General features: G+C 71.6%; 9 protein-coding genes. 3 read left to right on the top strand and 6 right to left on the bottom strand.

The features are described 5' to 3' along the window. Window positions 1-105 precede the first annotated feature (105 nt). The gene (locus ACFHYQ_RS24915; protein ID WP_394303557.1) at window positions 106-657 is read right to left on the bottom strand and encodes a hypothetical protein; all 552 of its coding nucleotides are present in this window, start codon (window positions 655-657) and stop codon (window positions 106-108) included. 269 nt (window positions 658-926) lie between these two features. Between ACFHYQ_RS24915 and ACFHYQ_RS24910 the strand changes: the two genes are divergently transcribed. The 3 genes from ACFHYQ_RS24910 (at window position 927) to ACFHYQ_RS24900 (ending at window position 5,736) form a co-directional block, all read left to right on the top strand. Then, window positions 927-1,310: a VOC family protein gene (locus ACFHYQ_RS24910; protein WP_394303556.1), complete on the top strand. Its 384-nt coding sequence runs from the start codon at window positions 927-929 to the stop codon at window positions 1,308-1,310. Between the two features lie 98 nt (window positions 1,311-1,408). Next, a complete protein-coding gene (locus ACFHYQ_RS24905) occupies window positions 1,409-2,521 on the top strand; it encodes an ABC transporter substrate-binding protein (protein ID WP_394303555.1) in 1,113 nt (370 codons plus the stop codon). 335 nt (window positions 2,522-2,856) lie between these two features. Then, the gene (locus ACFHYQ_RS24900; RefSeq protein WP_394303554.1) at window positions 2,857-5,736 is read left to right on the top strand and encodes a SpoIIE family protein phosphatase; all 2,880 of its coding nucleotides are present in this window, start codon (window positions 2,857-2,859) and stop codon (window positions 5,734-5,736) included. A gap of 43 nt (window positions 5,737-5,779) precedes the next feature. On the opposite strand, the gene ACFHYQ_RS24895 is transcribed toward ACFHYQ_RS24900, so the two are convergent. From ACFHYQ_RS24895 to ACFHYQ_RS24875, 5 genes are all read right to left on the bottom strand, one after another. Continuing rightward, window positions 5,780-6,535 carry a GntR family transcriptional regulator gene (locus ACFHYQ_RS24895; protein WP_394303553.1) on the bottom strand — a complete coding sequence of 252 codons (756 nt, stop codon included), beginning with the start codon at window positions 6,533-6,535 and terminating at the stop codon, window positions 5,780-5,782. Next, entirely contained in the window at window positions 6,532-7,371 is an 840-nt protein-coding gene (trpA, locus tag ACFHYQ_RS24890; protein WP_394303552.1) for a tryptophan synthase subunit alpha, read from the bottom strand. Before trpA ends, ACFHYQ_RS24895 begins: the two co-directional genes overlap by 4 nt. Further along, complete coding sequence (trpB, locus tag ACFHYQ_RS24885) at window positions 7,368-8,573, bottom strand: tryptophan synthase subunit beta (RefSeq protein ID WP_394303551.1); 1,206 nt, start codon at window positions 8,571-8,573, stop codon at window positions 7,368-7,370. Before trpB ends, trpA begins: the two co-directional genes overlap by 4 nt. Before the next feature lie 233 nt (window positions 8,574-8,806). Beyond that, on the bottom strand, window positions 8,807-9,316 hold the full coding sequence (locus tag ACFHYQ_RS24880) for a hypothetical protein (RefSeq protein ID WP_394303550.1): 510 nt from the start codon (window positions 9,314-9,316) through the stop codon (window positions 8,807-8,809). Window positions 9,317-9,321: 5 nt separating this feature from the next. Further along, entirely contained in the window at window positions 9,322-9,912 is a 591-nt protein-coding gene (locus ACFHYQ_RS24875) for an AAA family ATPase (protein WP_394303549.1), read from the bottom strand. Window positions 9,913-9,957 lie beyond the last annotated feature (45 nt).

The following is a 9,957-nucleotide window of genomic DNA, read 5'->3' as shown; positions in this document are numbered from 1 at the left end:
AGCGGTCAGATCGACGCCGGGCCAGCGGCCATCACGCTCTGCGCACCGGCTGGTTGTTTACTCGCACACAGCCCCGACAAATCCGATGCCATGACCAGGCGTGGTTCACCTGCCGGAAGATATGAGCCAGCGCAATTCATTTGTGATCTGCGGGCCGAGGGTGGCTTCCGCACCGGTGATCAGGGCGTTCAACTCGGTTCTCATCGGTTCGGTTGTGACGTGATAGGCGGTCGGCGCATCGTGGGCACGCCAGGTGGTGAGGTCGTCTCGCGCTCGCCGTCGGAGCGACTCATCAGCGTCGGTCGAGAGGATCAGGCTGGCCTTGATCCGGCTCCAGGTGTCCCGGCGGGAGAGCAGTCGATGAGCGGCCACCCGCACGTGCCGGGGGTGTGCGGCGTCGAGCAGTGCCCAGAGCCGGTCTGATGGGGGAGGCGCATCGCGCAGTGCGGCGACCACGTGCCGGACCACGACCGGGGCGGGATCGTCGAGCATGGCGGCGAAGTCCAACGAGGCGTTCAGGCGGTGCAGTGTGCGGACCGCCTCGCGGAACAGCGCCTGGCGCAGGTCGTCCAGTGTGTACGAATGGCCCTGCGCGGCCTTGGCCGCGAGCCCGGCGATGGATTCCAGCCGTGCGGCGTCGTCTGCTTTCCTCGGCATCTGCCCATGTTCTCAATGCCTGCCGCTCACGGCGGAAGGATTTCTCGCGGCGGACGGACCCCGGCGTCGATGAGCGTTCGACCGGCGAGCGGCCCGTAGAGCCCTCCTCGAACGTCGTAGTTCCCTGTATCTCAACGGCGCGGTTGGGCGCGCTCAATCGCGTGTACCTGGTGGAACGAGTCTCACCGACACCCCGCGAAAGTCCGGCCCGTCGAGGAGATCACACGGCCGACGATCGACTTTCGGGTTGTCTACGTACACTGTCGGGCATGGCATGCCGCATCAGTGAGTTGGTCGTCGACGCCGCCGACCCCGACCGGCTCGCCGAATTCTGGAGCAAGGTCCTCGGCTACGTCGAACTCGGCCGGGAAGACGACGGAAGCATCGAGATCGGTCCGCCTGGCGTCGGCTTCGGCGGCCCGCAGCCCACTCTCATCCTCAGCCCCAGCGGCGACCCGCGGGCCGGGAAGCTCCGACTGCACATTGACGTCAATGCCACCGACCGCGACCAGGACGCCGAGCTGGAGCGGCTGCTCGCTCTCGGGGCCAGGCCCGTCGACGTCGGCCAGACGGGCACCGAGAACTGGCACGTCCTGGCCGACCCGGAAGGCAACGAGTTCTGTCTCCTGCACACCCGACTCCAGCCCCTCTGACCAGTTCCTCACGTGATGACGACGGGACCTGGAAGCGGTAGGCGGCCCTTGCGGATCTTGCGATCATCCATGAACCGTCACACGGGAGACGCCAACGCATGAACACGCCACCGTCGCCATCTCGAACGGAGCGGACTGACGGATCAACGGTCCAGATCGGTGCTCTCGTTCCGCTGACTCGGCCTGGCTGGGTCGAGGCAGGCCGACACCTGCTCGCCGGACTCGAGTTGGCCGTTCGCGAAGTCAATGACGCAGGCGGGATCGGCGGAAGACCACTCGAGTTGGTGGTCCGAGACACCGCGGCCGATCCGCAGAGGGCCACGGCGGCCGTCGATGAATTGGCCTGCCTCGGCGTGGCCGCCCTGGCGGGGGAGTATCACAGCGTCGTCGCTCGTGCCGCCGCCGCCAGGGCCGACGCCCTCGGCCTGCCGTTCCTGTGCTCGTCGGCGGTTCTCGACGCGCTCACCGAACAGCCGACGGAATGGGTCGCGCGTCTCGCCCCGGCGCAGTCCCACGGCTGGCGGATCTACGCGGATTTCCTCCTCAGCGCGGGCCACAGGCGCATCGCCGTAGCAGCCGAGTCGAGTGTCTACTGGGCGTCGGGGGCCCGCATTCTGCATGACTATCTCGCTCCACGGGGCGGCACCGTCATCGAACTCGACATGCGCGCGCTCGCCCCCGCGGCCGTGTGCGACGTACTCGTCGGTAATCACGCGACAGCCCTCCTTCTTCTGGTCGGCCATCCGGAGCCGGCGGTGTCGATCGTCACGTCTGTCCGCCGCGACCGGCGCCTCGCCGAGATCATGATCGGTGCTCCGGCCGGGCAACCGGAGTTCGCCCAATGGGCGACGTCGCTGGGCGGCGACAGCGCCGCGATCCCGTTCTTGCGCTACCTGCCCGAGCGTCTCAGCCCACTCGGTGCCCGAGTCGAGACGGCCCTGCGCGAGCGGCTGGCCGAAGCGCCCTCCTTCGTCGCCTTCGAGGGCTACGACACGGTCGCCGTCCTCGCCGATGTGCTGCGTTCTCACGGCGCGGACCGGGCGCGCATCGCCGGATCCTGGCCGCGCGTCGCAGTCGAAGGCACCCGCGGGCAGATCCAGTTCTCCCGCACGCCGGGCATCAACGTTCGGCAATGGGCTTGGCCGCCGATCCAAGTCGTTGATCGAGATCCGGCGGAACCCGATCGCTTTCGGATCCTTCACACCGGCTGAGAGAGCATGAAGGTCCGGCCGCCCAGACCTGTCCGAACTCGAGGCCGGCCAACTACACCTACCAGGCGCTCGCGGGCTCCGGCCCGGATTCAGGCTCCTCGCGTACGGCATGGGCGTCGTTCTTGCCGCTCTCCGCGGGCGCTGTGGGCACTCCGGGTGCTGTGGGCACACAGTGCTGTCTCTCGGCTCGCTGACTGTGCCGGTTTTCGCGGATCCCCGACGCGGTTGACTGTATTTGGCAATGATCGGGCAATTTACCGTTTTAGGCTGGTATGTGAGGTATACGGTTTAAGGTGTGTGAGGCGGGGGTCCGCAAACGGGGAGATGCATTTGCAGTGACCTGGCCGCAAGTCGCCCGAGAAGGTCTTCTACAGCCTGACGAGCGGATTGTGGAGCGCTTCTTCGATCGGGAGCCGGTCGAGGGGCGGGTGCGTCCTGCCATTCTCCGGTCGTGGCGGCGATGCCGGGCGGCGGGCCTGGCCCCGGGGACGCTTGGTTTCGGGGACCCCGTGGAACTGGACTGGGACGGCCCGCTGGTCCGGGCGGCCCGTCCGGTGGTCGAACGTGTGCTGCCCGTCCTCGCGGACGCGGACGCAGCCTTGCTGTTGGGCGATGAGCAGGCGAGGTTGCTGCTGCTTCGTGCCGGCGACAGAGCGCTGTCGAGGGAGCTGGACGCGCGGCATCACTGGCCCGGAGTCAGCTACGCCGAAGAGTTCGTCGGCACCAACGCCTTCGCCGGTGCGCTACGGGAGAGGCTGCCTTTCCCCGCCTCGGGATTCGATCACCTCTCCGCGTGTCTGCAGCCGTTCGCTGCGACCGGCGTTCCGGTGCTGGACCCGCTCACCGGGCAGGTGAGGGGCACTGTGGCCGTCGTCTGCTTGATCGGGCGGGAGCATCCGGCGATGGGCACGCTGGCCCAACGGGTGGCCGATGCCATCGAACGACGGCTGCTCGAGCACAGCAGCGAGCGGGAACGCGCCCTGCTCCAGGCCTTCCTCCGCACCGAAGCGATGCCGCGCCCGCTGCCGGGCGGGGGCATGCCTCCGGGTGAGCTGACCCTCGGTGATCGCCTCCTGCTGGAAGACAGGGCGGTGGAGCTGATCGCCCGTGGACAGCGTGCCGCCGTCCAGGTGCCGCTCTCCGGTGGCCGGGTGGCCGTGCTCCGCTCGGTGCCGAGAATCGAAGCCGCCGGGGTGGTCGGCGTCCTCGCGCAGGTGAGGATCGAGGGCGGTCCGTGGGAGCCGATGGCGGACCTGCCACTCCTCGCACCGCCGGGACCCATCGAGGGCCCGAGGGGCCCGGTGAGCCCGGTGGGCCCGGTCCCGGAGATCGGCGCGGCGGAAGCGGCGAAGACAGCCGCGGCCGTGGTGAAGCCCGGCATGGCTGAGACGGGCCGGCGATCGGAGGCTGCGCCGGCGCCTGAAACGCGGGTGCGGCACGGTTCTTATGATGATCCTTGGTTACTGCTGGCCGGTGAGCCGGGTGTCGGGCGCCTGGCCGTCTCGGCCAGGAGGCGGCTGCGAATCCTGTTCGAGGCCGCCATGGGGATCGGCCAGACGCTGGATGTGGTGCGGACGGCCGAAGAGCTCGCCGAGGCGACCGTCTCCCGCTTCGCCGACCTGGTCACGGTCGATCTCGCCGAGTCCGTCCTGCGGGGCCAGGAGGCCGACGCCCCGTCGGCAGGCCTGCGCCGCGTCGCGATCCGGGGTGCCGAGGACACCCCGGGCCTTTCAGCCTCCCGAGGGCAGCTGGTCCGTTACCCTGCGTCGTCGGCGCAGGCGCGCTGCCTCGCCGAGGGATGGCCGGTGCTGCGGCCGGGGCCGGGCGGGGAGATCCGGTCGGTCATCGCCGCCCCGCTGAGCGCGCACGGCAGCATGCTGGGTGTGGTCACCTTCCTGCGGCGGACCACACCGTTCGTCGACGACGACCTGTCTCTTGCCGAACAGCTGAGCGCTCGCACCGGGGTCTGCATCGACAATGCCCGCCGCTTCACTCGCGAGCATGCCACCGCGCTGGCCCTGCAGCGCGCCATGCTACCCCGGCGCCTGCCCGAGCAGAACGCGGTCGAGGCCGCCTACCGCTACCAGCTCGCCTACGAGGCGGCCGGCTATGCCTGGTTCGACGTCATCCCCCTGTCGGGTGCGCGTGTCGCGCTGGTGGTGGGCGAGGTCGCCGGCAGCGGATTGCAGGCCGCGGCCACCATGGGACGGCTGCGCACCACGATCAGCAACTTCTCCGCGCTCGACCTGCCGCCTGAGGAGATCCTCGCTCATCTCGACGACCTGGTCTGCCGACTCGTGGTCGAGCAGGCCGAGCAGGCCGGCGACGATGCCGCCGGCCTGCTCGGCGACATCGCCGAAGACACCACGCTGGGTCGTGCCGGCGACGCCGTCACCGGCACAACCTGCCTGTACGTCGTCTACGACCCGACCAGTCAGTGCTGCGGCCTGGCCTCGGCGGGCCACCCCCCACCCGCCGTCGTCGGCCCCGACGGCACCGTGGAACTCCCGCACGCCCGTGCCGGGCCACCGCTGGGCCAGGGAGGGCCGCCCTTCGAGACGACCGAACTCAGCCTTCCCGAGGGCAGCAGGCTCGTCCTCTACACCGGCGGGCTGCTCGCCGACGACCCGGCCGACCCGCGCATCGGAACGCAGCGCCTGCGCCAGGCGCTGGACACAGATCCCGGCCGCACCGCCGAGGAGACCTGCGCCTCGGCGCTGACCGTCCTGCCGCACGGCCGGTGCCGCGACGACGTCATCGTGCTGGCGGCATGCACCCGGGCACTGTCACCCGGCCACATCGCCTACTGGGACCTGCCGGCCGATCCCGCTGCGGTCTGTCGCGTACGGGCCGAGGCCGCGCGGCAGCTGTCGGACTGGAACCTGGACGATCTGGTCTTCACCACCGAGCTGATCTTCAGCGAGCTGGTCACCAACGCGATCCGTTACGGAGCCGAACCCATCCGCGCGCGCCTGCTCCTGGACCGGACGCTGATCTGCGAGGTGTTCGACGCCAGCGACACCTCTCCCCGCCCGCGCCGGGCCGTCGCCACCGATGAGGGAGGACGGGGACTCTTCCTTGTCGCCCAGCTCAGCGAGCGTTGGGGCACCCGCTACACCCGGCGCGGCAAGGTCATCTGGGCTGAGCAGTCCCTGGATCAGGAGACACAGGAGGGCACCCGGGAGCCGTGGACGGCTCTCGGCCTGCCGGAATGAGTTCTCGACGCGTTCCGTCACCTCGCGAGTCGTGCAGTCGTTCTCAGCTGGTGGCGCCCCAGGTGAGGGAGAGTCCGGTGGCGGCGCGTTCGGTGCGGATCTCCATCATGGTGCCCAGGATCGTGGCATGGTCGGACACGACGGGAACGGCGTCGGGCGTATAGGCGATCCGGGTGCTGACGAGCACGGCACTGCCCTCAGGCTCGTGAAGGCGGCGCGCGGCGGCGGGGTCGAGCAGCCCGGGCCGGACCACCTCGGACGCCCGGGCGACCACCACTCCCGCTTCGGCGAGCGCTGTGTAGAGGGAGACGGCGGTGAAGTCGCGGTCGCGGATCTGGTCGGCCACCGGCCGGCGGATCCAGGACACCTGGTGAACGGCGGGACGGCCCGCGAACTCGCGGACCCGCTCCAGCCGCAGGGCGGTGTCGCCGGGACGCAGCCGAAGCTCCGCCGCGATGCGGGCGGGAGCCCGGCGCATCGCCCGCCCGGCCACCACGGTGCGCACGTCGTGGCCCTGTTCCCGCAGATCGTCGGCCAGACTGCGGAGCGAGCCGAGCTGGTACGCCAGGTGGGGCGGGGCCACGAACGTGCCCTTGCCGTGCCGCTGCACGATCAGCCTCTCGTCGCTGAGCTCCCGCAACGCCTGGCGCAGTGTCATGAGGGTCACCCCGTAGGAGGCGCTCAGCTCCCGTTGCGGGGGCAGCGCCTCACCGGGGACGTAGTGTCCCGACCGGATCTTCGCGGCGAGGTCGGCTGCGATGGCGCGGTATCTCGCCTCGTGCCCGGCGTCGGGGGTCATCGTGGTGCGTCACACTCCTGGTCTTGCGAACCTGAGCCGAGGTCCCGGCGCAGGGTCGTGAGGAAGTCCCGCAGGTCGTCCGGCCCCGCCCCATCGAGCACCCGCCGCATGACCGCGGCGCCGACCACCACGCCGTCGGCGTACCGGCCGGCCTCCCGCGCCTGGTCGGGCGTGGAAATGCCAAATCCTAGCAAGACCGGCCGGTCGGTGACGCGCCTGATCCGCGCGGTGAGCTCCGCCGCCGAGGCGGCGAGGGCGGCCCGCTCGCCGGTGGTGCCCATCAGCGACACCGCGTAGACGAATCCGCGGCTGCGACGCGAGATCTCCGCCAGCCGCGGCCGCGGCGTCGCCGGCGACGCCAGCAGGACCAGTTCGATCCCGGTGGCGGCGGCCACGTCCGTCAGCTCGTCCGCCTCGTGCACCGGCAGGTCGGGCACGATCAGGCCGCCGACGCCGGCCCGGCGCAGCGCGGCGCAGAACGCCTCTGGGCCGTCGTGCAGCACCAGGTTGTAGTAGGTGCTGGCGACCAGCGGCACGCCCAGGTCCCGGACCTCGGCAAGGTCGGCCAGGTCGGCGAGGATCCGGCGGGTGCTCGCCCCCCGGGCCAGTGCCGTCTCGCTCGCCTGCTGGATGGTGACGCCGTCGAGCGTGGGGTCGGAGAACGGCAGGCCGACCTCGATCGTGTCCGCCCCGGCTTCGGCGAACGCTTTCAGGTAGTCCGTCCAGCCGGGCGTGATCCCCCCGGTGACGTACGGCATGAGCAGACCGCGGCCGGTGTCCCGGCGGGCGCGCAGGTGGCGTTCGACCGCGCCCGCGGCCAGGGTGGGATTCGTCACAGCAGCTCCTTCAGGGTTGAGACGTCCTTGTCGCCCCGGCCGGACAGCGTCATCAGGACCGTCGATCCGGCGGGCAGATCGCCGCCGCCCACCGCGCGGATCACCCAGGCGAGGGCGTGCGCCGATTCGAGCGCCGGGACGATGCCCTCGGTGCGCGCCAGCCGTACCGCCGCGCCGACCGCCTCCTCGTCGGTCACCGTGACGTACCGGGCGCGGCCCAGGTCGCGCAGGTGGGCGTGCTCCGGGCCGACCCCCGGGTAGTCGAGCCCGGCGGCGATGGAGCGCCCCTCGACGATCTGCCCGTCGTCGTCCTGCAGGAATAGCGAGCGGCAGCCGTGCAGGACGCCGAGCCTGCCGCGGGCCGCCCCGGCGCCGCCCTCCGCCTCGACGCCGACGAAGCGCGCCGTGGTGTCGGCGAAGCCGGCGAACGTGCCGGCCGCGTTGGAGCCGCCGCCGACGCACGCGACCACGTGGTCCGGCACGCCGGTCCGCAACTCGGCGGCGCACTGCCCGCGGGCCTCGTCGCCGATGACCCGCTGGAACTCCCGGACCATCCACGGGTACGGATCCGGCCCGATGACCGAGCCGACGCAGTAGTGGGACTCGCCGGTGACGCCCACCCAGTGCCGCATGGCCTCGCTGGTCGCGTCCTTGAGCGTGCGGCTGCCCGTGGTGACCGGGACCACCTCGGCGCCCAGCATGCGCATCCGGAAGACGTTCAACGCCTGCCGCTCGATGTCGCGCTCACCCATGAAGACCGTGGCCTCGAGCCCGAGCAGCGCGGCGGCGGTCGCGGTGGCCACCCCGTGCTGGCCCGCTCCCGTCTCGGCGATCAGCCTGCGCCGTCCCATCCGCGCGGCGAGCAGGGCCTGGCCCAGCACATTGTTGATTTTGTGTGATCCGGTGTGGGTGAGGTCCTCGCGCTTGAGGTACAGCCGCACGCCCAGCTCCTGCGACAGCCGCCGGGCCGGTGTGAGCGGGGTCGGCCGTCCGGCGTGCAGGGCGAGCAGTTCCGCCAGGGCGCCGCGGAAGCCCGGATCCGCCCGCGCCTCCCGGAACGCCTCGTCCACCTCGCGGCACGCCTCCACCAGGGACTCCGGCGCGTACCGCCCGCCGTACTCGCCGAACCGGCCCCGCGCCCGGGGCTCGCCCATCGTCCCGGGCGCCGGTACGGGCTCACGCCATGGCGCCACATCTCGCATCCCACGCTCACCTCGTTCTATAACTCTGCTTAGAGTTCTATAACAGTGAGTGTGGCATGCACAGTGTGGGACGCGCCACCCCGGCCGGCCCCGCTCGCCGGCGCGCGGCAGCCGGTCGAACGGCGTATCGTCGATCGGGAACGCGTCTCACTCGGCCGTGTGCGCGAGGATGGCGGCGGCCAGCTCCTCGTGCGCCTCCGGCGGCAGCGTGTGCCCCATGCCCGCCACGATCATCAGCAGCGCTCCCGGGATCTGCCCGGCGATGATCGCGCCATGGCCCGCGCGCGCCGGTCCTGCGGCGGCGGGGCGGGTCGCCCGCTGCCAGGATCCGTACGGCCTCGGCGGCGTTGCCCGAGTTCAGCTCGAACCGGCCCCGGAGCTGGGCGATCTCCATGGCGAGGGTGGCATCGCCGCCGGCCTGTTCGCGTGCCTCGGCCAGCAGCGACTCCGCCTGTCCCGGGCGGCCGCCGAGCCAGGCCGCCACGGCGGCGTCCTTCAGCCGTACGGCACGGGCACACGGCTCGGGGGTCAGCCACCTCGGCCAGCCCGGCCTCCTCCAGCTCGGTCAGCGCCACCAGCCCGGCCCCGGCCTCCGTCCCGGGCGCGGATGAGGCCGATCGGGCCACGCTCGCCCCGGGCCGTACCGGTTGCCCGGCAAGCAGCCGGTCGGCGGCGCGCAGGACCAGGCCGAGGTCGGCCTCGACGGCGGCGACCAGGGCGATCAGCCGGGCAGGGGCGGACAACCCGGTCACCCGACACCGTGGCGGGACTCCAGCAGTTCGGCCGCAGCGGACTCGGGCAGGCCGCGCACGTCCACCGTCAGCGGCACGCCCCTGACAGGAGCGTCTGCGCGTACGGCGAGCAGCATCGCGATGCGTTCCGTCGCCAACCGCCTGGCGGCGAACAGCAGCGCATCGGCCGAGGCCCGGTCGACCCACTGGAAGTCGTCGATCACGCAGATCAGCCCGTCCGGCGTGGCGGCCTCGGCCAGCAGCGAGAGCACGCCGGCACCCAGCAGGAACCGATCGCCGGCGCCGCCGACGGCCAGCCCCAGGGCCGCGCGCACGGCGGCGCGCTGCGGCTCGGGCAATGCGTCGAGCGAACCGGTCGCCGGCCACAGCACCTGGTGCAGCGCCGCGAACGCGAGGTCGGACTCGGACTCAACGCCGGTGGTCCGCAAGACCCGCATCGCGCCACCGCGCGCGGCCGCCGCGTCGAGCAGAGCGGTCTTGCCCGTCCCCGCCTCGCCTCGCAGCACCACCGCGCCGCCGAAGCCGTCGCGAGCCCGCGTGATCACCTCGTAGAGTGCGCTGATTTCCGCAGATCTTCCGTACAGCACGAACACCCACTGTAGGAGGCATCCACGCTGACCCGTCCGGAGCCG

It is taken from the genome of Sphaerimonospora cavernae, assembly GCF_042435035.1.
Taxonomy (GTDB): Bacteria; Actinomycetota; Actinomycetes; order Streptosporangiales; family Streptosporangiaceae; genus Sphaerimonospora; species Sphaerimonospora cavernae.
The sequence above is the reverse complement of the archived record's forward strand: the minus strand, read 5'-3'. Positions and strand labels throughout refer to the sequence as shown.

What these genes read in the sequence shown, in the direction of transcription:
- trpB (WP_394303551.1), bottom strand. Translation starts at nt 8,573, where the DNA reads ATGCGAGATGTGGCGCCATGGCGTGAGCCCGTACCGGCGCCCGGGACG.
- ACFHYQ_RS24905 (WP_394303555.1), top strand. Translation starts at nt 1,409, where the DNA reads ATGAACACGCCACCGTCGCCATCTCGAACGGAGCGGACTGACGGATCA.
- ACFHYQ_RS24910 (WP_394303556.1), top strand. Translation starts at nt 927, where the DNA reads ATGGCATGCCGCATCAGTGAGTTGGTCGTCGACGCCGCCGACCCCGAC.
- ACFHYQ_RS24915 (WP_394303557.1), bottom strand. Translation starts at nt 657, where the DNA reads ATGCCGAGGAAAGCAGACGACGCCGCACGGCTGGAATCCATCGCCGGG.
- ACFHYQ_RS24895 (WP_394303553.1), bottom strand. Translation starts at nt 6,535, where the DNA reads ATGACCCCCGACGCCGGGCACGAGGCGAGATACCGCGCCATCGCAGCC.